This window comes from Streptomyces sp. DG2A-72, from assembly GCF_030499575.1.
In the GTDB taxonomy this organism is placed as follows: Bacteria; Actinomycetota; Actinomycetes; order Streptomycetales; family Streptomycetaceae; genus Streptomyces.
Genome location: NZ_JASTLC010000001.1, coordinates 730,269 through 748,952, shown reverse-complemented (window position 1 = coordinate 748,952; position 18,684 = coordinate 730,269). Strand labels below are relative to the sequence as shown.

The 18,684-nt window shown below is 71.1% G+C and carries 18 protein-coding genes and 2 pseudogenes; 17 read left to right on the top strand and 3 right to left on the bottom strand.

All coding sequences use genetic code 11. The features are described 5' to 3' along the window. The first annotated feature begins 30 nt into the window (after positions 1-30). The 12 genes and pseudogenes from QQY66_RS03905 to QQY66_RS03850 all read left to right on the top strand — a co-directional run bounded on the left by QQY66_RS03905 (position 31) and on the right by QQY66_RS03850 (position 10,637). The gene (locus QQY66_RS03905; RefSeq protein WP_301977604.1) at positions 31-993 is read left to right on the top strand and encodes an SMP-30/gluconolactonase/LRE family protein; all 963 of its coding nucleotides are present in this window, start codon (positions 31-33) and stop codon (positions 991-993) included. A gap of 161 nt (positions 994-1,154) precedes the next feature. Then, entirely contained in the window at positions 1,155-1,604 is a 450-nt protein-coding gene (crcB, locus tag QQY66_RS03900) for a fluoride efflux transporter CrcB (protein ID WP_301977603.1), read from the top strand. Next, the gene (locus QQY66_RS03895) at positions 1,601-1,981 is read left to right on the top strand and encodes a DUF190 domain-containing protein (RefSeq protein WP_301977602.1); all 381 of its coding nucleotides are present in this window, start codon (positions 1,601-1,603) and stop codon (positions 1,979-1,981) included. Before crcB (QQY66_RS03900) ends, QQY66_RS03895 begins: the two co-directional genes overlap by 4 nt. Continuing rightward, positions 1,978-2,331: a fluoride efflux transporter CrcB gene (gene crcB, locus QQY66_RS03890; protein WP_301977601.1), complete on the top strand. Its 354-nt coding sequence runs from the start codon at positions 1,978-1,980 to the stop codon at positions 2,329-2,331. Before QQY66_RS03895 ends, crcB (QQY66_RS03890) begins: the two co-directional genes overlap by 4 nt. Positions 2,332-2,409: 78 nt before the next feature. Continuing rightward, complete coding sequence (locus tag QQY66_RS03885; RefSeq protein WP_301977600.1) at positions 2,410-3,246, top strand: undecaprenyl-diphosphate phosphatase; 837 nt, start codon at positions 2,410-2,412, stop codon at positions 3,244-3,246. Positions 3,247-3,398: 152 nt separating this feature from the next. Continuing rightward, positions 3,399-4,076, top strand: coding sequence for a FadR/GntR family transcriptional regulator (locus QQY66_RS03880; protein WP_301977599.1), 678 nt, complete (start codon positions 3,399-3,401; stop codon positions 4,074-4,076). Further along, positions 4,073-4,630 carry a hypothetical protein gene (locus QQY66_RS03875; protein ID WP_301977598.1) on the top strand — a complete coding sequence of 186 codons (558 nt, stop codon included), beginning with the start codon at positions 4,073-4,075 and terminating at the stop codon, positions 4,628-4,630. Before QQY66_RS03880 ends, QQY66_RS03875 begins: the two co-directional genes overlap by 4 nt. A gap of 32 nt (positions 4,631-4,662) precedes the next feature. Continuing rightward, positions 4,663-5,679: an asparaginase gene (locus tag QQY66_RS03870; RefSeq protein WP_301987154.1), complete on the top strand. Its 1,017-nt coding sequence runs from the start codon at positions 4,663-4,665 to the stop codon at positions 5,677-5,679. A 78-nt stretch (positions 5,680-5,757) separates the two neighbouring features. Further along, a pseudogene (locus QQY66_RS03865) lies at positions 5,758-6,798 on the top strand (lyase family protein). 45 nt (positions 6,799-6,843) lie between these two features. Then, entirely contained in the window at positions 6,844-7,764 is a 921-nt protein-coding gene (locus tag QQY66_RS03860; protein WP_301977597.1) for a glutaminase, read from the top strand. 123 nt (positions 7,765-7,887) lie between these two features. Then, positions 7,888-9,288 (top strand): polyprenol phosphomannose-dependent alpha 1,6 mannosyltransferase MptB, encoded by a 1,401-nt coding sequence (mptB, locus tag QQY66_RS03855; RefSeq protein WP_301977596.1) that lies wholly within the window; start codon positions 7,888-7,890, stop codon positions 9,286-9,288. Beyond that, a complete protein-coding gene (locus tag QQY66_RS03850) occupies positions 9,285-10,637 on the top strand; it encodes a glycosyltransferase 87 family protein (RefSeq protein WP_301977595.1) in 1,353 nt (450 codons plus the stop codon). The genes mptB and QQY66_RS03850 overlap by 4 nt, the downstream gene beginning before the upstream one ends. 35 nt (positions 10,638-10,672) lie before the next feature. Here QQY66_RS03850 and QQY66_RS03845 read toward each other — a convergent pair. From QQY66_RS03845 to QQY66_RS03835, 3 genes and pseudogenes are all read right to left on the bottom strand, one after another. Further along, positions 10,673-11,452, bottom strand: a pseudogene (locus QQY66_RS03845) (D-alanyl-D-alanine carboxypeptidase family protein); the annotation flags it as partial. 193 nt (positions 11,453-11,645) lie between these two features. Beyond that, positions 11,646-12,788, bottom strand: a complete 1,143-nt coding sequence (gene rho, locus QQY66_RS03840) for a transcription termination factor Rho (protein WP_301977593.1) — start codon at positions 12,786-12,788, stop codon at positions 11,646-11,648. Positions 12,789-13,082: 294 nt separating this feature from the next. After that, positions 13,083-13,910 (bottom strand): class I SAM-dependent methyltransferase, encoded by an 828-nt coding sequence (locus QQY66_RS03835; protein WP_301977592.1) that lies wholly within the window; start codon positions 13,908-13,910, stop codon positions 13,083-13,085. A gap of 118 nt (positions 13,911-14,028) precedes the next feature. On the opposite strand from QQY66_RS03835, the gene QQY66_RS03830 reads away from it, so the two are divergent. The 5 genes from QQY66_RS03830 (at position 14,029) to QQY66_RS03810 (ending at position 18,595) form a co-directional block, all read left to right on the top strand. Further along, the gene (locus tag QQY66_RS03830) at positions 14,029-14,772 is read left to right on the top strand and encodes an SgcJ/EcaC family oxidoreductase (protein WP_301977591.1); all 744 of its coding nucleotides are present in this window, start codon (positions 14,029-14,031) and stop codon (positions 14,770-14,772) included. After that, complete coding sequence (locus tag QQY66_RS03825) at positions 14,769-15,110, top strand: YciI family protein (RefSeq protein ID WP_301977590.1); 342 nt, start codon at positions 14,769-14,771, stop codon at positions 15,108-15,110. Before QQY66_RS03830 ends, QQY66_RS03825 begins: the two co-directional genes overlap by 4 nt. Further along, entirely contained in the window at positions 15,107-16,351 is a 1,245-nt protein-coding gene (locus tag QQY66_RS03820) for an RNA polymerase sigma factor (RefSeq protein WP_301977588.1), read from the top strand. The genes QQY66_RS03825 and QQY66_RS03820 overlap by 4 nt, the downstream gene beginning before the upstream one ends. 169 nt (positions 16,352-16,520) lie before the next feature. After that, a complete protein-coding gene (locus QQY66_RS03815; protein ID WP_301977587.1) occupies positions 16,521-17,936 on the top strand; it encodes an MFS transporter in 1,416 nt (471 codons plus the stop codon). A 77-nt stretch (positions 17,937-18,013) separates the two neighbouring features. After that, positions 18,014-18,595 carry a hypothetical protein gene (locus QQY66_RS03810; protein WP_301977586.1) on the top strand — a complete coding sequence of 194 codons (582 nt, stop codon included), beginning with the start codon at positions 18,014-18,016 and terminating at the stop codon, positions 18,593-18,595. The last annotated feature ends 89 nt before the right edge of the window (positions 18,596-18,684 follow it).

Below are 18,684 nucleotides of genomic sequence, written 5' to 3'. Positions count from 1 at the left end.
ACACCCCCCGACCGCGAAGGGCACGAACGCATGGACCGGCCCACCGTTCTCGTCCCCCGGCACTACGTCGCGATCGGCGGCCGTGGCCCCGAGGACGTGGTGGCCGATGCCCGCGGCCGGGTGCTGACCGGCGTCGAGGACGGCCGTATCCTGCGCATCGATCGTCTGACGGAGCCGTTCGCCGCGCGCGTCGAGGTCATCGCGGAGACCGGAGGCCGGCCGCTCGGCCTCGAACTCCTCCCGGACGACGCCCTGTTGGTGTGCGACGCCGTGCACGGGCTGCTGCGCGTCGGCCTCGCCGACGGGATCGTCCGTATCCTCGTCGACTCGGTGGCGGGGGAGCGGCTGCGGTTCTGCAGCAATGTGATCGCCCTGTCCGACGGCGGCGTCTGCTTCACCGTCTCCAGCCGCCGCTACCCCTTGGAACAGTGGATCGGCGATCTCGTCGAGCACACCGGAACGGGCCGCCTCCTGCGACTGGCACCGGGCTCGGACACGCCCGACGTGCTCCTGGAAGGCCTCCAGTTCGCCAACGGGCTGGCCGCGAGCGGCGACGAGTCCTTCCTGGTCGTCGCGGAGACGGGCGCGTACCGCCTCACGCGCTACTGGCTCACCGGGCCGAAGGCGGGTCACTCCGAACCCTTCGCCGAGAACCTCCCCGGCATGCCCGACAACCTCTGGCGCGCCGGACCGGACGGACCGATGTGGGTGTCCCTGGCCGGACCGCGTGTCCCCCCGCTTGACCTGCTCCACCGCGCCACCCCCACCGTGCGCCGCACCGCCGCACACCTCGCCGTGCGCGCCCCCTACCGCCCGACGGCGTGGGCCGGCGTCCTGGCGCTCGACGACGAGGGCACCGTCCTGCACCACCTCACCCGCCGCCGCTCCCGCTTCCGTATGGTCACCAGCGTCTGCGAGATTGACGGCCACCTGATCCTCGGCAGCCTGTGGGAGCGGGGCGTGGCCGTGTGTGAGGCACCGGTCACGAAGTGACCCGCGCGAACCGATGGAGTTACCCTGGTCCCCGGCCGCGGTGACTCCTCGCGGCACCGGCGGTGGGGCCCGCCGTACCCGAACCGCGGCACAGATGCCGCCAACGGTCCCTACTTGCGACGACCGCATGCCCGGGTTCCGGCGAGTAGGAGACGTACGACATGGCAGCCCCCGAGACCACCCCTCTCCATGCGTCGCGGCGGGCCGGCCGGCACGGTCAGGCACCCGTCGTCGCCGTGGTCGCGCTCGGCGGGGGCATCGGCGCAGTCGCCCGGTATGCCGCCGCCCTGTGGTGGCCGACGCAGCCGGGCGGATTCCCCTGGGCAACCTTCTGGACCAATGTGATCGGCTGCGCCGTGATCGGAGTGTTCATGGTGGTCATCACCGACGTGTGGGCCGCCCACCGCCTGGTGCGCCCCTTCTTCGGCACCGGCGTGCTCGGCGGCTTCACCACCTTCTCGACATACGCCGTGGACATCCAGAAGCTGGTGGACGCGGGTCGTCCCGGCACCGGTCTGGCCTATCTCGCCGCCACCCTGCTCGCCGCACTCGCCGCGGTGTGGCTCGCCGCCAGGGCGACCCGGCGCGTTCTGAGACGGAGGCAGCCATGATGAGGCCGACCGGCAGGGCACTGCGTGTGACCGTCTTCATCGGCGAGAACGACACCTGGCGCCACAAGCCCCTCTACACGGAGATCGTGCACCGGGCGCATGCGGCGGGCCTCGCGGGGGCCAGTGTCTTCCGGGGCATCGAGGGCTTCGGTGCATCCTCCCTGATCCACACCTCACGGCTGCTGTCCCTGAGCGAGGACCTGCCCGTCGCGATCGTGATCGTGGACACCGAGGAGCGCGTCCGCGCCTTTCTGCCGCAGCTGGACGAACTCGTCACCGAGGGACTGGTCATCCTCGACGACTGCGAAGTCATCCGGTACGTCGGCCGCGACCCCGGATCGGGCGAATCGGACACGAAAGGTAAGAAGGCGTTGTGAACTGGCTGCTGGTCGTCGTGGGTGCCATGGTCGGCGCCCCGCTCCGCTACCTCACGGACCGCGCTGTGCAGTCCCGGCACGACTCGGTGTTCCCCTGGGGCACCTTCGTGGTGAACATCGCCGGGTGTCTGACCCTCGGCCTGGTGACCGGAGCCGCGAGTTCCCACGTTCAGCTGCTGCTCGGCACCGGTCTGTGCGGGGCCCTCACCACGTACTCGACCTTCTCGTACGAGACGCTGCGGCTGACCGAGACCGGGGCGGGGCTCTACGCCGCCGCCAATGCCGCCGGGAGTGTGGTGGTCGGGCTGGGCGCGGCTTTCGCCGGGGTGTGGATCGCCCAGACGGTGTGAGTGTGACGCGCGGGACCACACTCGCGCGCGGTAAGACTGGTCACCGCACTGTCGGTCACCTCGCCAGAAGTGGATCCCATGAGCGCCATCAACGTCGGTCAGGCCGTCGTCCTCGGAGCCATCGAGGGGGTGACCGAGTTTCTGCCCGTCTCCTCGACCGGCCATCTGAAGATCGCCGAGGGGCTGATGGGCATCCCCGTGGACGATGACGCCGTCGTCGGGTTCTCGGCCGTCATCCAGGTCGGCGCGATCGCGGCCGTGCTCGTGTACTTCTTCAAGGACATCGTGCGGATCATGACCGCCTGGTTCCGGGGCCTCGCCGACCGCGAAGAGCGCTACCACCACGACTACAAGTTCGCCTGGTGGGTGATCGTCGCGACCATCCCGATCGTGGCGGTGGGCCTCGCCGCCAAGCCCCTCATCCAGGGACCGCTGGCCTCCCTCTGGGTGGTCGCGGGTTCACTGATCGTCGGCAGTGGCGTGATGTGGGCGGCGGACCAGATGGGGCGGCACAAGCGAGGCGAGGACGACACGTCCTTCAAGGATGCGATGCTCGTCGGGAGCTCGCAGATCCTCGCCCTGCTCTTCCCCGGCTTCTCGCGCTCCGGCGCCACCATGTCCACCGCGCTGATGCTCGACCTCGACCGGGTGGCCGCCACCCGCCTGTCGTTCTTCCTCGGCATCCCCGCCCTGACCGGTGCCGGAATCTACGAGCTGAAGGACGCCCTCGGCACGGGCGCCGGCGCGGCTCCGCTGGTCGTCGGCACCCTGGTCTCCTTTGTCGTGGCCTACGCCTCGATCGCCTGGCTGCTGAAGTTCGTCGCCAAGCACTCGTTCAACTCCTTCGTCATCTACCGCATCGTCGTGGGCCTGCTGCTGTTCGGTCTGCTCGGGACAGGCGTGCTGAACAGCTGACATACCCGGGGTGTGAGGTCTTTCAGCCCTCACGCCCCTGAAATTCTTCTTTCACCCGGGCTTGACAGCACCCTTCCGTCGCCCGGAGTATCACTCTCGTGAACCTGTCAGACAGCCGGACAGCCAGTCAGCCTCCACGGCGTGTCAGCGCCATGGAAGCGGTGCTGGCACACCTCCGCAGCGCCATCGAGCGCGGCGAGTACGCCATCGGGGAGAAGCTCCCCTCCGAGGCGGAGCTCTGCCGCACCCTGGAGATCAGCCGACCGGTGCTGCGCGAGGCCCTGCGGGCGTTGCAGACGATGGGCCTGACCGTCTCCAAGACCGGCAAGGGCACCTTCGTCGTCGCCAACACCGTCGAGGACCCCACCTTCGGCGACTACGTGGCCAGTGACCTCCTCGAGGTGCGACGCCATGTCGAGATCCCGGTCGCCGGGTACGCGGCGGCGCGCCGTTCCCCGGAGAACCTGGATCATCTGGCCCACCTTCTCGACCGCATGGAGCGGGAGACGGACACCACCGCGTGGGTCGCGATGGACACGCTCTTCCACCTCGCCGTCGCCGAGGCCGCCCAGAACCCGGTGTTCCGCCGGGTCATCGAGGAGATCCGCGACGCACTGGCCCGTCAGTCGGCGTTCCTCAACGAGCTGGGCGGCCGGCGCGAGCAGTCCAACCGCGAGCACCGGGCGATCGTCGAGGCGCTGATCGACGGCAGCGAGCAGGACGCGGTCGATGCCATGGCCCACCACCTCGACCGGGTCGAGACGACCCTCACCGACATCGTGCGCTCCGCGCGCACGGACACCCCCACGGAAGGCGGACCCGAGGCGTGAGCGAGCAGTCCCTGCACGACGGCTTGCAGAAACGTTCCGGCCATGTCGATGCCGGAGACGAGGGCTACAGCAAGTCCCTGAAGTCCCGGCACGTCAACATGATGGCCGTGAACGGCTCCGCGCCCGAGTTCACCTCCGTGATGAGCCGCAGCCAGGTCCCGTACGGCGGAATCCTGCTCATCAGCGGTAGCTGTGTCCTCGGCGTGGGCCCCAACTTCGTCGTCCCCGCCGACGCGTTCGAGATCGTCCTCAACTTCGTGGCGATCGGCATCCTCGCGACCTGGGGCATGATCATGATCTGTCACCTGCTCTTCCGGCAGAAGACCCAGAAGGGCGAGCTCACCCGCCCCGGCTACCGACTGCCGGGCTCCCCCTGGCCCGAACTCGTGACGCCGGCCTTCCTCGCCTCCGTTCTGGTCCTCATGTACGCCGACGGCGGCGCCGGACGCACCACCGTGCTGTGCCTGCCGCTGATCGCCGCAGCGCTGGTCGCGGGTTGGTACGCCATCCGCGGCCGTACGGCGCCCAAGTCCCCGACCGGAGCCGACGCGTGAACCGCGTACCGGCCGAACCCAACCAGGCAGTGATGTACAGCAGTTCCCTCGTGGACGCACCCCTGATCCGCGAACCCCTCCATGCCCCCGTCGCCCACCTCCTGCGCGGCGGGGTGATCGAGGGCATCCACTACGGCTCCGTCGTCGTCCTCGACACCGGCGGCCAGGTCCAGCTCCAGCTCGGTGACATCGAGGCCGCCTTCTATCCGCGCTCGGCGCTCAAGCCCGTCCAGGCCGTCGCCATGGTGCGCGCCGGGCTGCCGCTCGACGGAGAGCTGCTGTCGCTCGCCGCGGCCAGCCACTCCGGAGAGGAACGCCACCTCGCCGGGACCCGGCGGATCCTGGACCTGGCCGGCGTCACCGAGGACGACCTGCGCAATGTGCCGGACCTGCCGTTCGACCCGTTCGTACGGGACTCCTGGGTGAGGGAAGGCCGCCTGCCGTCCCGGCTTGCCCAGAACTGCTCCGGCAAGCACGCGGCCATGCTGTACGCCTGCCGGCTCAACAGTTGGCCCCTTGACGGCTACCTCGATCCTGCGCACCCCCTTCAGCAGGCCATCGCGGAGATCGTCGAGGATCTCACCGGGCAGCGGATCGCTCAGGTGACCGTCGACGGGTGTGGGGCGCCGCTGTTCTCCGTGTCGCTGCATGGGCTGGCTCGGGCCGCCGCGCGGATCACGACTGCGGTAGCCGGCACTCCTGAGGCTCTGGTCGCCGACGCGATGCGGGACCACGCGGAGATGGCTTCCGGGTCGGGGCGGGATGTGGCCGCGTTGATGCGGGCCGTGCCGGGGCTGCTCGCCAAGGACGGGTTCGAGGGCGTTCAGGTCGCGGCCCTTCCTGATGGGCGGGCCGTTGCTGTGAAGATCGCTGACGGGGCGAATCGGGCGCGGGTGCCGGTTGCTGCGGCGGCGCTTGGGTGGGCCGGGGTTGATCCGGGGCTGCTCACTGAGTTTCAGGGTGAGGCACTGCTGGGTGGCGGGCGGGCGGTCGGGTGTGTGCGGCCCGTTCGGTCGCTGGAGCCGGTTGTTGTTCCGGCCTGCGCCTAAGGATGTGCCGGGCTTCTTGTCCGGCGGCTGCGGGCCGTGTGTGGCTGGTCGCGCAGTTCCCCGCGCCCCTTCAGGGCGCTGTCACCTCCGTGCCTCAGAAGGAGACCCTCACCCTCGTACTGGGGCATCCACACTCTGCGTGCCACGGAGAACCTTCCCATTACCGGCACGCCGATCTCGGCCTACCCGCATCTGATCGACGCGCTCGCTGCCGTGAAGGAGGCCGCTGCCATTGTGGAAGCCTGTCGTGAGATCCGGGACGGCAAGTTGCATGACCAGTTCGTGGTCGACGTGGTGCAGGGCGGTGCCGGTACGTCGACCAACATGAATGCCAACGAGGTAGTCGCGAACAGGGCGTTGGAGCTGCTCGGTCATGGGAAGGGGCTCTACCCGACCGCGGTCAAGATCGCGATTCTTGACGAGGCTGTCGAGTTGATCCATGAGATCAACCTGGGTGCCACGGCCATCGGCACCGGCCTCAACGTGCCCGCCGGATACGCCGAGTCGGCTCGGCGCCACCTCGCGGACATCACCGGGCTCCCGCTCGTCACCGCGGCCAACCTGGTCGAAGCCACCTAGGACTGCGGTGCGTTCGTCCAGATGTCCGGCGTGCTGAAGCGGATCGCCGTGAAGCTCTCCAAGAGCTGCAACGACCTCAGGCTGCTGTCGTCGGGCCCGCGCGCGGGCCTGGGTGAGATCAACCTGCCGCCCGTGCAGGCCGGTTCGAGCATCATGCCCGGCAACGACGTCACCATCACCATGGCCGCGGAGGCCGGGCAGCTCCAGCTCAACGCCTTCGAGCCGATCATCCTGCACTCGCTGTCCGAGAGCATCACGCACCTGCGGGCCGCCTGCCTGACCCTCGCCGAACGGTGCGTGTCCGGCATCACCGCCAACACCGAGGCGCTGCGCGCGAGCGTGGAGAACTCCATCGGCCTCGTCACCGCCCTCAACCCGCACATCGGCTACACGGCCGCCACCGACATCGCCAAGGAAGCCCTCGCCACCGGACGCGGAGTCGCCGAACTCGTCCTGGAGAAGGGCCTGTTGCCCGCCGAGCGGCTGGCCGATCTGCTGCGGCCGGAGGTCGTCGCGGGCAGCGGCTCAGCTCTCGCCTGACCTGCACAAGCGCACCAGGACCGGTCCGGAGGCACAATAGTGATCATGACGTCCCCGACCTTCGCACCGGTCCTGGAACGCATCGCCGACGAGATCCGGCGGCTGCCCGGCCGCGGCCGCCCCGCCGACTACATCCCCGCCCTCGCGGCCTGCGACCCGCGCAGCTTCGGCATGGCGGTCGCGGAGCCGGACGGCACCGTGTACGGCGTGGGGGACTGGCGGCAGCCGTTCTCCACGCAGTCCATCACCAAGGTCTTCACCCTCGCCCTCGACCTCGCCCGCGAGGGCGACGCGCTCTGGGAGCACGTGGGCCGGGAGCCCTCCGGCAATCCCTTCAACTCCCTTGTGCAGCTGGAGTACGAGAACGGCATCCCGCGCAACCCGCTCATCAACGCGGGCGCGCTGGTCGTCACCGACCGCCTCCACACCCGTACCGGCGACGCGGCCGGCGAACTGCTCACGTTCCTGCGCACCGAGAGCGGCAACCCGGACCTGACCTTCGACAAGGACGTCGCCGCCTCCGAAACCGCCCACGGCGACCGCAACGCCGCCCTCGCCCATTTCATGGCGTCCTACGGCAACATCGACACCCCCGTCCCGGCCCTCCTCGACCAGTACTTCCGCCAGTGCTCCATCAGCGCCTCCTGCGCCGACCTCGCCCTGGCCACCACCTTCCTCGCCCGCCACGGCATCCGCGCCGACGGCACCCGCCTCCTCACCCGCAGCCAGGCCAAACAGGTCAACGCGGTGATGCTGACCTGCGGCACATACGACGCGGCAGGCGAGTTCGCCTACCGAGTGGGCCTTCCCGGCAAGAGCGGCGTGGGCGGCGGCATCATCGCCGTAGTCCCGGGCCGTTGCGCGCTGTGCGTGTGGAGCCCCGGACTGGACGAGCGAGGCAACTCGGTGGCAGGCGTGGCGGCGTTGGAGCGTTTCACGACACTGACGGGCCTGTCAGTGTTCTAAGAGGGGCTTGTGCAGTGCCGGGACCTGCAACAATCACACACCGGTAACACTTCGGCCCCCACCTGGTGGGCGGCTCGTCGCTTTCCGGCCACCCGACGTTGACACGCTTTCCGAGTGTTGGCCATGGCTTTCCCCGTCGATCTCCGTCGCTGCCAGGCTCTCGGTCTGGCCGGTACCGCTTTTCTCGCACTGGGTGGTGAGACGGCGGGAGCCCTGCCGGTCCGTGAGCTGATCGCGCCCTCGTCCGCGCATGCGGCCCTGGGCCTGGTCGGCGTGTACTTCGGCATCATTCTGCTGATAGCCGCCTGGGCTCTGCTCGGACGGCTGATCCGCAGCGCGGAACCGCCGTCCCCGCGGGCCATGTTGCTCGTCCTCGCCGTCTGGGCGGCGCCTCTGCTGCTCGCGCCGCCGCTGTTCAGCCGGGACGTCTACAGCTATCTCGCACAAGGGGCGATGGTCGACGCCCACATGGACGTCTACGCACACGGCCCGGCCCGGCTCGGCGGCCCGCTCGCGGACGAGGTGTCGCCGCTGTGGCAGCAGACCGGCGCTCCGTACGGCCCGGTGTTCCTCGCCGTCGCCTCCGCGCTCTCCGGCATCACCCGGGGCGAGATTCCGGCGGGGCTGTTCGGGATGCGGCTGGTCGCGCTGCTCGGTGTCGCGTTGATGGCGGCAGCGCTGCCCCGGCTGGCCCGGCACAGCGGCGCCGACCCGGCAGCCGCCCTCTGGCTGGGCGCCCTCAACCCGCTGGTGCTGCTGCACCTGGTGGCCGGCGCCCACAACGACGCCATCATGCTCGGGCTGCTCGGCGTGGGACTGGTCGCGGCCCTCGGCCGATGGCCGGTGCTGGGCGCGATCCTGGTCACGCTCGCCGCGCTGGTCAAGGCGCCCGCCGTGCTCGGGCTCGCCGCGGTCGTGGCCCTGCAGATCCGCGCGGGCCGCAGTCCGGTGCGGTCGGTGCTCACCACGGGAGCCGCCGCGGCCGTGACCACGGTCGTGGCAACCACCCTGGCCGGAACGGGATACGGCTGGATAGGAGCCCTGAAAACCCCTGTGTCCCCGCAGAACTGGGCGCTCACCAGCCTGCTCGGCCGTGCCACCGGCACCGTTCTCACCAAGCTGGGCCTCGGCGACCTGGCTCCGCTCGCCGTGCCGGCCTGGCACGTGCTCGGCTTGGCGGCCACCGCCGCGGCCATCGCTGCCATATGGCTGCACCGCCCACGTTTCAGCCCGGTCTACGCACTCGGCCTCAGCTTCGCCGCGGTCGTCGTCCTCGGCCCGGCGATCCGGCCCTGGTACGCCCTGTGGGGGGTGTTCCTCCTCGCCGCGGCGGCACCCAGCAGCTCGGTGCGGTACCGGCTGGCGGCCGTGACCGGAGTGGTCGCACTGCTCGCCATGCCGAACGGCCTCCCGGCAGGCGCCGAGGAACTGATCCTGGCTGTTTCCGGCGGTGTGCTCGCCGTCGTCGTCCTCTGGCAGGCCCATCAGGCGGCCCAGGCACCCTTGCGGGAGAGCACCGTATGAGACTGCCCCGCACGGACCGCGGGCGCGCGCTGCTCGTGGCCGCCATCGCCGTCGTCGTCATCGTCTTCACCGCAACGGTTCCGCTGCTGCGCGGCTGGTTCGACCTGCGCGTCTACTACGGGGCCGTCGACACCTGGGTCCACCACGGCGGCCGTATCTACGACTACCGGGTGCCCGGGACGACGTACGGCTTCACGTATCCGCCGTTCGCGGCCGTCGCCATGCTGCCGATGGCGCTGCTCGGGCTGCACGCCGCGATCGCCGTGGCGCTGCTGCTCAACCTGGGGGCGCTCGCGGTCGTCGTGCGCATCCTGGCCGGACGGTCGTGGCGGAGGTACGGCTGGTACGGCTGCGCGCTCGGCGCCTGTGCTCTTGCGCTGTTCGAGCCGCTGCGCGACACCTTCAGCTTCGGCCAGGTGAACGTGCTGCTGATGGCTCTGGTCCTTTTCGACTGCTGGCTGCTGGCCACGGGGCGGGGCAGGTGGGCGGGGGTGGGGATCGGCCTCGCGGCGGCGATCAAGCTGACTCCGGCGCTGTTCATCCTTCTGCTGCTGCTGGCCCGCCGCTGGCGTGCTGCCGCCGTCGCGTCGGTCGTCGCCGTCGCGGCGACCGGGTTCGCCGCGCTGGTGGCGCCCGACGCCTCACGGTTCTACTGGACCGACGCGATGTGGGACACGACCCGGATCGGCCGCCTCGACTATGTGTCGAACCAGTCGGTGCAGGGGATTCTGGCCCGGCTCGGCGAGACGGACCGCGCGGTGTGGGCCGCCGTGGTCGTGGTGCTCTTGGGCGTGTGGGCGGTTCGGGCGCGCCGCGCGGTCGCCGTCGGGGACTGGGCGGCGGCGTTCGCCCTCACCGGGCTGACCGCGTGTCTGATCAGCCCGATCACGTGGGTGCACCATCTCGTGTGGCTGCTGCCCGCGTTCGCCGTGCTGGTTCGTGCCCGGCACCCGCGGGTCGCGGCCGGGCTGTACGCGGTGCTGTGCACCAGCGTGGTGTGGCTGTGGTTCGACGACGCCTCCGGCATCGACGGATTCCTCGGCAGCAACACGTACGCCTGGATCACGCTCGGCCTGCTGCTGTGGCTGCCGGTCGGTCAGTCCCGTGTGAGCCGGATGCCCATCCGTCGCACCACCAGCACCACCACGGCGGCGCCCAGCACGGCCGCACCCGCGATCACGCCCGTCGCCGCCCAGTCGGGCTCGGTGTCCGGGGCGGCCGCGGCGACCACGGGCACGGCCTCCGGAGCCGGCCTGGGCCTGACCCGCAACGCGTCCAGCGACCCCACCGGATCGACCCGCCCGGCGGCGTCGAACCCCCAGTCGAGCAACGACCGTGCTTCCTCGTAGACGGCGTGCCGGCCGCCCTCCTGAGGGTTCATCACCGTGACGACGAGGGTGCGCCCGCTGCGGCGGGCGGCGGCGACGAGCGTGTAGCCGGCGTTGCTGGTGTAGCCGTTCTTGATGCCGATCAGACCGGGGTAGGGGTCCACGCCGTCGGCGCCGGTCAGCAGCCGGTTGGTGTTGTGGATGTCGTACGACCAGCCGCCTCCGCCCGGGAACGCGGCCACGGCCGTGGCGCAGTACCGGGCGAAGTCCCGGTGGTGCAGTCCCGCACGGCCGAACACCGCCAGGTCGTACGCCGACGACACCTGGCCCGGGGCGTCGTAGCCGTCCGGTGACAGGACGTGCGTGTCCCGGGCGCCCAGGGCGCGGGCCTTGGCCTGCATCCGATGGGCCGTGGCGTGCCAGCCGCCGCTGAGCCGGGCCAGGACGTGCACGGCGTCGTTGCCGGAGTTGAGGAAGACGCCGTTCCACAGGTCGGTCACCCGGTAGGTGCGGCCCTCGGCGAGCCCGACCAGGCTGCTGCCTGGGCCGAGGTCCGACAGTTCCTCCGCGTCGACCCGGTGGCGGACGCGGCCGGGCAGCACGGGCAGCACCGTGAGCGCGAACAGGGTCTTGAGCGTGCTGGCGGGCGGCAGTTTCCGGTGCGCGTCGTGCGCGGCGAGCACCTCGCCGGTGCGTGCGTCGGCGACCACCCAGGACAGCGCGGAGACCTCCGGGAGTTCGGGTGTCCGGGGGTGCGGCCGGACCTGTGTGCCGGAGCGGTACAGCAGGGCCGGCTGCGGTGTGGCCGGCCGGGGTCCGGGCGCGTCCGGGTCCATGCCGGCGGGGTGGGCGGCGGTGCCGGCGGGGGCGAGGGCCAGCAGGCCCGCCGTACAGAGCACGCAGGTCGACACGACGGCACGGGACCTAAATCCGATAGTCATATCGGAAACCTAGAAACGTCCCCGCTCTGAGCTGCGCTGCCCGGGCCGAGCGCCGCGTGTGTGCACCCGGATGCCGCACACGCAGGGATCAGGAGGCGGGCAGCGTCGGCTGGATCCGGCGCAGGAAGGTCGCGTTGTCCGGGGTGTCGCGCATCCGCTCCAGGAGCGTCTCCAGGCCGGCCTGCCCGTCGCGGCTCTGCAGGACCCGCCGCAGCCCGCGTACGGCCGTCAACTCGGCCGGGGGCAGCAGGAGTTCCTCGCGGCGGGTGCCGGACGGGTTGATCTCGACGGCCGGGAACACCCGGCGCGCGGCGAGCTCGCGGCTGAGCCGGAGCTCCATGTTGCCGGTGCTCTTCAGCTCCTCGAAGAAGAAGTCGTCGGCACGCGAGCCGGTTTCCACCAGTGCCGTGGCGAGGATCGTGAGCGAACCGCCCTCCTCGGCCAGCCGGGCGGCGCCGAAGAACCGCTTCGGCCCGATCAGTGCGGTCGCGTCGACGCCGCCGCTGAGGGTGCGGCCACCGGCGGCGGCCGCGTTGTTGTGAGCCCGGCACAGCCGGGTCAGGGAGTCGAAGAGGATGACGACGTCCTCGCCGGCCTCGACGAGCCGCTTGGCCCGCTCGATCACCAGCTCGGCGAGCGCGATGTGCTGCTTGGGCCCCTGGTCGAACGTGGAGGCGTACACCTCGCCGTGCACGGAGCGCCGCATGTCGGTGACCTCCTCCGGCCGCTCGTCGATCAGCACGACCATCAGCCGGCACTCGGGATGGTTGCCGGCGACGGCTGCCGCGATCTGCTGGAGGAGGACGGTCTTGCCGGTCTTGGGCGGGGCCACGATGAGCCCGCGCTGGCCCTTGCCGACGGGCGCGATCAGGTCGGCGACGCGCCCGGTCAGGCCGGCCGCCCGGTGTTCGAGGCGGAGCCGCTCGCGCGGGTGCAGCGGCGTGAGGTCACGGAAGTGACGGCGGTCGCGCAGCTCCCCGGCGGGGCGGCCATTGATCCGTACGACCTCGGTCAGCGCACGCTGTGTGCCGCGTACGCCGTCCACGAGGTTGCCCTTGCGCAGGCCGTGGCGGCGGATCAGCGCGGCGGGGACCTGGAGGTCGGACGGGGACGGCAGGCAGCTCTCGGCGCGCAGGTGACCTTTTCCGCCCGCGTCGATGTCGAGGACGCCGGTGGCGGCCCGGGCCGGGAGTTCCTGCTGAAGGGGAGGGTGTTCGAGTGTGGTGGTCATTGATGGTGGTCCTTTCAAGGACGGAAGGTGCATGAGACATGCGGAAGGAAGGGGAGAGAAGCCGCGAACCGGAGGGCGTACGACGCACCTCGGGGCGGCGGGGAACCTCACCTCGGGTACGGCAGACGAACGCTGCTGCGAGGTGGTGTCAGGAAGCCGATGCACCGACCCGGGAAAGGGTGGGCTGTTCGGCGAACTGGAGAGAAGAACTGGCACCGGCGCCGATCATGCGGCGAACACGAGTGCTGACGGCAGCGTACCACCCGGTGCGCTGCCGCGTCTGTGAGATGAGACTCAGCGGCCGGCCAACAGGCCGTACAGCAGTGGGATACGCGGCTCGGGCAGCCGCCACCAGCCGGACGGCGTACGCACCATCCGCGGCCAGCGCTGCCAGGGCAGCTCGTCGCTCTCCCGCAGCCGCCGGACGGCCAGTCCCGCACCGATCAACGCGTTGACGACCTCGTCCATTCCGTGCATCCACTCATAACTGTCCGTGGCGCCTTCGACGGCGGGACCGTCCGTGTAGGTGTGCGTCGCGTCCCGGTGCACGGGGCCGTCCCCGCCCAGATAGTCATGGCGCAGCAACAGCTCGGGACCCTCGCCCGGAGCGGGCTTGGGCCCCAGGGAGTTGAGCAGCGGATGGAACTCGACCACGTACAACAGGCCGCCGGGTCGCAGGAGTTGGGCGACGACATCCGCCCAGCGATCCAGGTCCGGCAGGTAACACAGAGCGCCCTTGCCGGTGTAGACGACGTCGAACTGCCGTCCCTCCAGCGCTTCCACGGCGTCGTACACGTTCGCCTGTACGTATGCGACGTCGACGCCCGCCTTCTCCGCGATGCCGGTCGCCGCCGCCACCGACGCCTTGGAGAAGTCGAGGCCGACGGCCCGTGCGCCGCGCCGGGCGAAGGCGAGCGTCTCGGTGCCGAGATGGCACTGGAGGTGGAGCACGTCGCGGCCCGACAACTCGCCGAGGTCCTCCCACTCGAAGTCGGCGAACCAGCGGTCGGGATCGAGGTCCTGGTCGAGGCCGTAGAACCGGCTGGCGAGGTGGACGGGGGTACGGGCGTCCCAGTTGGCCTGGTTGGCCCGCATCAGCCGTGTGTACTCGTCGGTGGTCATGGGGCCATCCAACCGGTGCCCCTGCCTCTTCGCGGGAAAAACAAGGAAGGTGTGTCGATTCGGCCGTGGCCCGTTCGTCGGTGGGGTGTAGGAAGCTCATGAGCACCGGGAGGAACCCATGAAATACATGCTGCTCGTCTGTGGCGACGACACCGCCGACGCCTCCGGCATGGCCCCCGTCGAACCCTGGGTGGAGGAACTCGGCGACCATGGCGTTCGCCTCCACGGCCACCGCCTCGCCCTGCCCGCCGAGGCCGTCACCGTGCGGGTGCGTGGCGGCGAAGTGCTGCGCACCGACGGGCCGTTCGCGGAGACGAAGGAGTACGTCGCCGGATACGACATCCTCGAGTGCGACAGCCTGGAGGAGGCGATCGAGGCGGCGTCCAGGCACCCCGTGGCCACCATCGGTGCCATGGAGGTGCGCCCCTTCTGGCCGATGTGGGACGAGGAGGACGCCGAGACATCGATCCGCCGGCTCGACGCGGAACTGACCGAGGCGGTCCGCGAACGGGACATCGCGCGGATGCTCGCCTGCTACGCCCCCGACGTCGAGGTGTTCCACCCCATGACGGGTCTGGAACAGCGGGGTATCGACGCATTCCGTAAGGCCCAGGAGTGGTGGTTCTCGACCGTGACGGGGCCCGTGGAGCGCGAGGTGCTGGAGTTCCGGGTCCGCGTGGACGAGAGCGTCGCGTTCAGTCACGCGCTCGTGCGGATGCGGGCCACCCTCACCACGGGGGAGCCGCTGGACAGCACCGTGCGGGTGACCACCGGCTACCGGCTCCCGGCCGGCCGGTGGCTCATCGTCCATCAGCACACGTCGGCCCCGTTCGACGCCGGAATCGAGGAGGCCCGGTCATGAAGTACGTGCTGTTCATCTGCACCCCCGTCGGCGGCGAGGAACTCAGCCCTGAGGAGATCGCCGACGACCCCCGCTTCACCGAGTACATCGACCTGGTGCGCAGCCGCGACATCGTGAAGGGCGGCGCACGTCTGCGCCCCTCTTCCGATGCGACGACCGTCCGCGTGCAGGGCGACGAAGTCCTGCTCACCGACGGGCCGTTCGTGGAGTCCAAGGAGTACGTCGCCGGCTTCGACATCATCGAGGTCGCCGATCTCGACGAGGCCATCGCGCTCGCCTCCCGGCATCCCGCCGCACTGGGCGGCGGCTCGGTCGAGGTACGGCCGGTCTGGGAGTGAACTCAACGGACGGCGTCGAGGAGGCGGTCGCCGCCACCTTCCGCGAGGAATGGGGTCAGGTCGTCGCCACCCTCATCCGGGTGACCGGCGACTGGGACCTCGCCGAGGAGTGCGCGCAGGACGCCTTCGCCCAGGCCCTGGACCGGTGGCGGCGCGACGGAGTGCCGCGCCGCCCCGGCGCCTGGCTGACGACGACCGCGCGCAACCGGGCCCTGGACGTCCTGCGCCGGGAGGCGGTGGGGGCGGCGAAGCTGCGGGAGGCGGCCGTGCTGACACGCGATGGACACGACGAGTACGACGAGAGCGGCGTCGAGGACGACCGGCTCCGGCTGATCTTCACCTGCTGCCACCCCGCCCTCCCCATCGAGGCCCGGGTCGCCCTGACCCTGCGCACCCTCGCCGGGCTGACCACGCCCGAGATCGCCCGCGCCTTCCTCGTCCCCGAGGCGACGATGGCGCAGCGCCTGGTGCGCGCCAAGCGGAAGATCCGCAACGCCGGCATCCCCTACCGCGTACCGCCCGCGCACCTCCTCCCCGAACGCACCACGGGCGTGCTCGGCGTGCTCTACCTGCTCTTCAACGAGGGGTACGCCGCCACGTCCGGCGCCGACCTGATGCGCACGAACCTCACCACCGAGGCCCTGCGCCTCACCCGTCTGCTCGCCCGGCTCATGCCCGACGAGCCCGAGGTGCTCGGCCTGCTGGCGCTGCTGCTCCTGCACGACGCCCGCCGGGCGACCCGCGTGAACGCGGCGGGCGACCTGGTGACGCTGGAGGACCAGGACCGCACGGTGTGGGACCGCGCCGAGATCGACGAAGGCACCGGCCTGCTGGAGACCGCCCTGCGCCGGGGCAAACCCGGGCCTTACCAGATCCAGGCCGCCATCGCCGCCTGCCACACCACCGCGGCCACGGCCGAGGAGACCGACTGGGCCGACATCGCCGCGCTGTACGGGGAGCTGACCCGGTTCGTGCCCTCCGCCGTCGTCCGGCTCAACCGTGCGGTCGCCGTCGGCATGGCGCAGGGCCCGGATGCGGGCCTGGCCCTGGTGGCGGAGCTGGAGACCGAGGGGGAGCTGTCCGGGTATCACCTGCTGCCCGCCACGCGTGCGGATCTGCTGCGCCGCAGCGGTCGTACGGCCGAGGCGGCAGCGGCCTACGAACAGGCGCTGGAACTGGTCGTGAACGACGCCGAGCGGCGGTTCCTCGAAAAGCGGCTCGCGGAGTGTCGATCGGCGTAGGGGCGGTTCGTCGGTGGGGTGACCACACCTCGACGACACCGGAGGTTCCGATGAAAGCCCTCGTACGCAAGCTCCTGACACAACTGCGGCAGCCGGTCACCCCACGCGACGAAGTGTCTCCGGGAACCCCGGACGTCTGGCTCGCCGGACTGCGCCTGGGAGGCTGACCATGACCGCCACCACCCCCGACCCGCGCCGTTGGCAAGCCCTCGCCCTGCTCTGCGTCGCCGGGTTCATGGTGATCCTCGACGCGCAGATCGTCCTTCTCGCGCTGCCGTCCATCGCGGAGGGCCTCGGCTTCTCCGCGAGCGGCGCGCAGTGGGTCATGAGCGCCTATCTGCTGACCTTCGGAGGGCTGCTCCTCCTCGGCGGCCGGACCGCCGACCTGCTGGGCCGCCGGCGCGTCTTCATGACCGGCACGCTGCTGTTCGGGCTGTCCTCGCTGCTGTGCGGATTCGCCTGGACGGCGGGTGTGCTGGTAGTCGCGCGGGCGGTGCAGGGCGTCTCGGCCGCCGTCATGGCGCCGACCGCGCTCTCCCTCCTCCTCAACACCTTCGAGGAGGGCCATGAACGCAACAAGGCCCTCGCCGTCTGGTCCGGCAGCGGCGGCTTCGGCGCGACCGCGGCCCTGCTCGTCGGCGGCCCTCTCACCGACGCGCTCGGCTGGGAATGGATCTTCTTCCTGAACACGCCCGTCGCCCTGCTCCTGCTGCTCCTGAGCCCGGTCCTGCTGCGTGAGAGCCGCGCCGAGGCGGGGGCCCGCTCGTACGACCCGGTCGGTGCGCTGACCGTCACGGCCGCGCTCGTCGCCTGCGTGTACGCGCTGGTGGAGGCACCGCGCGCCGGATGGCTCTCGGCACAGACCCTCGGTCTCCTGGCCCTTGCCGTCGCGCTGGCCCTGCTCTTCCTCCGCGTCGAGACCCGCGCCACGGCACCGCTCGTACCGCTGCGGCTGCTGCGCTCACCGTCGGTGAGCGGCGGCAACCTGGTGGTGTTCCTGCTCGGTTCCTCGGCCTTCGGCATGTCGTACACGCTGTCGCAGTACGGCCAGGGCGTCCTCGGTCTGTCTCCGCTGCGCTTCGGCCTCTACAACGTCGTGATGCCGGTCGGCGCGGTGGTCGGCTCGTACGCCGGGCAGGCCCTCGTCACCCGCGTCGGGGCGCGTCCGGTCGCGGTCGGTGGGCTCGCGCTGGTCGGTGCGGGCAGCCTGCTGCTGGCCGGGGTGCCGGTGGACGGCGGTTTCGTCCGCGATCTGCTTCCCGGGCTGCTTCTCTTCGGGCCGGGCCTCGGCGCCTGCGCGGTCGCGGGCTCCATCGCCGCCCTCACCGGAGTACGGGAGCGGGAGTCCGGGGTGGCCTCCGGCATCAACACCGCGGCCTTCCAGATCGGCGGGGCTTTCGGGGTGGCCGTGGTGACGTCGGTCGCCGTGTCGTACACGGGTCCTGTGGCCGGGTATCGGGCCGCGTTCACGGCGTGTGTCGTCCTCGCGGCGGCCGGGCTGGCGTGTGCGCTGGTCCTGCTGCGTCGGCCCCGGCGGCCCGTGGAGCCCCTGTCGGCCGAGAAACATCACGCTCAGCGTCTCTGAACCCTCGCAGCGCCGGAAGCGCCGTCCAGGAGGACACTGTGAGTGTGATGTCGGCGCTGGCAAGGGGGTGTCGACCGATGCTGAGGACACGGCGTTCGACCGTGCGGATGTGGCGGTGGCGGCGCAATCCGCTCCGGCGGCGTATCGATGTGGTCGAGGCCTGGCTCGTGCTCGGCGCGTGGATCCTGGCCGTTGTCTGCGCGCTGCCGGCGGGGCTGGCGACCCAGGCCGCCGTGCGGCACGACCTGGACCGGCAGCGGGTGGAGCGGCAGCAGGTCACGGCCGTCCTCGTCGCGGACGCGGGGGACAGGCCGACCGTGAGCGAGACCGACGGTGATCTGGTGTGGGCCGACGCCCGCTGGACCACGCCGGACGGTCAGACCCGTACGGGCCTGACCAAGGTACGGCCCGACACCCCCGCGGGGTCTCGGGTCACCGTCTGGACCGACCAGGCCGGAGCCCTGGCGGCCGAGCCCGTGTCGCCCGGTGAGGCCAGGCTCCAGTCGGTCCTGGCGGGCGTCCTGGCCGGGGCGGTCGCGGGCGCGGTCGTGATCGGCGGTTCCTATGGGGTTCGGGCGGTGCTGGACCGGCGGAGGATGGCGCAGTGGGATGCCGAGTGGGAGCGCGTCGACACCCGGTGGGGCGGCAGGACGGGGTGAGGCGGGTCCGCCGGGCAGGACCGTGCGGTCGGGGGCGTCGAGCAACCCTGCACCCGTGGCCCCGCCGTCCCGTTCCCCTAAGCTGACGC

Excerpts from the sequence above, each read along its gene's own strand:
- crcB (WP_301977603.1), top strand. The coding sequence starts at position 1,155 with ATGGCAGCCCCCGAGACCACCCCTCTCCATGCGTCGCGGCGGGCCGGC.
- QQY66_RS03850 (WP_301977595.1), top strand. The coding sequence starts at position 9,285 with ATGAGACTGCCCCGCACGGACCGCGGGCGCGCGCTGCTCGTGGCCGCC.
- QQY66_RS03905 (WP_301977604.1), top strand. The coding sequence starts at position 31 with ATGGACCGGCCCACCGTTCTCGTCCCCCGGCACTACGTCGCGATCGGC.
- QQY66_RS03895 (WP_301977602.1), top strand. The coding sequence starts at position 1,601 with ATGATGAGGCCGACCGGCAGGGCACTGCGTGTGACCGTCTTCATCGGC.
- QQY66_RS03815 (WP_301977587.1), top strand. The coding sequence starts at position 16,521 with ATGACCGCCACCACCCCCGACCCGCGCCGTTGGCAAGCCCTCGCCCTG.
- QQY66_RS03880 (WP_301977599.1), top strand. The coding sequence starts at position 3,399 with ATGGAAGCGGTGCTGGCACACCTCCGCAGCGCCATCGAGCGCGGCGAG.
- QQY66_RS03830 (WP_301977591.1), top strand. The coding sequence starts at position 14,029 with ATGAAATACATGCTGCTCGTCTGTGGCGACGACACCGCCGACGCCTCC.
- rho (WP_301977593.1), bottom strand. The coding sequence starts at position 12,788 with ATGACCACCACACTCGAACACCCTCCCCTTCAGCAGGAACTCCCGGCC.
- QQY66_RS03835 (WP_301977592.1), bottom strand. The coding sequence starts at position 13,910 with ATGACCACCGACGAGTACACACGGCTGATGCGGGCCAACCAGGCCAAC.
- QQY66_RS03885 (WP_301977600.1), top strand. The coding sequence starts at position 2,410 with ATGAGCGCCATCAACGTCGGTCAGGCCGTCGTCCTCGGAGCCATCGAG.
- QQY66_RS03870 (WP_301987154.1), top strand. The coding sequence starts at position 4,663 with ATGTACAGCAGTTCCCTCGTGGACGCACCCCTGATCCGCGAACCCCTC.
- QQY66_RS03825 (WP_301977590.1), top strand. The coding sequence starts at position 14,769 with ATGAAGTACGTGCTGTTCATCTGCACCCCCGTCGGCGGCGAGGAACTC.
- QQY66_RS03860 (WP_301977597.1), top strand. The coding sequence starts at position 6,844 with ATGACGTCCCCGACCTTCGCACCGGTCCTGGAACGCATCGCCGACGAG.
- QQY66_RS03810 (WP_301977586.1), top strand. The coding sequence starts at position 18,014 with ATGCTGAGGACACGGCGTTCGACCGTGCGGATGTGGCGGTGGCGGCGC.
- mptB (WP_301977596.1), top strand. The coding sequence starts at position 7,888 with ATGGCTTTCCCCGTCGATCTCCGTCGCTGCCAGGCTCTCGGTCTGGCC.